We start from the raw sequence: 1,227 nt of genomic DNA, 5'->3' as shown, positions 1-1,227 counted from the left end.
GGTAACGAAGGTAAAATTCGTAGAAAACTAATCGAAAACGGCTATATCGATACCATTATTGGTTTACCAGCTGGAATCTTTTTTAGAACTGGTATTGCAACAATAATTATGGTATTGCGTAAAAACCGTAAAAACCGTGATATTCAATTTATTGATGGTTCTAAATTATTTACCAAATATTCTTCGACTAACAGAATGGAAGTATCACATATACGTAAAATCGTAGATGCTTACATTGAAAAAAAAGATATTGCAAAATTCTCAAAAATAGCAAGTTTTGAAGAGATCAAAGAGAACGATTTCAACTTGAATATTTCACGTTATATTGACTCATTTGAAAAAGACGATTTTCACGATTTATATGCTTCTTTACACGGTGGAATTCCTAATACTGAATTAGATAATTTTAGTGATTTTTGAGCTTCAATGCCAAATATCAAAGAAATATTATTAAAACCGCTTGATGCTAAATACTCTGAGTTTAAAGACAAGGAAAATATTTACCAAACAATATTAGACCATCCTGATACACAAGCCTATTTAGAAAAATACAGCAATGTTGTCAAAAAACTAAAAGAATTTTTAAGACAAAAATTAGGTAATTTTAACGATATAAAAAATATTAGAATTGAAAATCTAGCAGACGAATTTGATAATTTCTTTTTTGATAATATTTCACAAATCAAAATGTTAGATAAATATGAACTTTACCAAGAAGCAATAACTACTTTCAAAGATATTAAAACCGATTTATATAACATTTTGGCGAACATCGATAACCAAGATAATCACCTATATTTCGATGTTTTTGCTAATAATTTAACAATCGAAAAGGTTTATTTTGCCAATGAATTAGAGGATATCGAAACATTGAAGGCCGATATCGAAGAAAAAGAATCACAAATTAAAGAAATAGCACCCGATAACGATAACGAAGAAAATCTAGATGATGAACAAAGTTTTGAAGTAAAAAAAATAAAAAACAAAATTAAAACTCTAAAAGCAAGTCACAAAAAATTAGTACAAGATTTTAACGCCAAAAAACAATCTAAAATAGATTCGATAGATACTGATGAATTTATCGAATTGCTACACATCAAATGAAGCGATAATCTTTCAAAATCAATTCTTGAAAAAGGTAATGACGTTATTAATAGCCAAATTGCAAAATTAGAAAAATTAGCTAAAAAATACGATCAAACTTTGGCACAGATTGATGAAGAAATC

Annotated in this window: 1 protein-coding gene; it reads left to right on the top strand. The window is 27.5% G+C overall.

Annotated elements, in window-relative coordinates; genetic code table 4:
* The coding region (locus tag N1F73_RS03670) for an SAM-dependent methyltransferase (RefSeq protein WP_260360155.1) at positions 1-1,227 on the top strand (1,227 nt) is incomplete at both ends.

This window comes from Mycoplasma sp. HS2188, from assembly GCF_025209835.1.
Lineage (GTDB): Bacteria > Bacillota_I > Bacilli_A > Mycoplasmatales > Metamycoplasmataceae > Mycoplasmopsis.
This window is presented reverse-complemented; position numbering and strand designations above follow the sequence as displayed.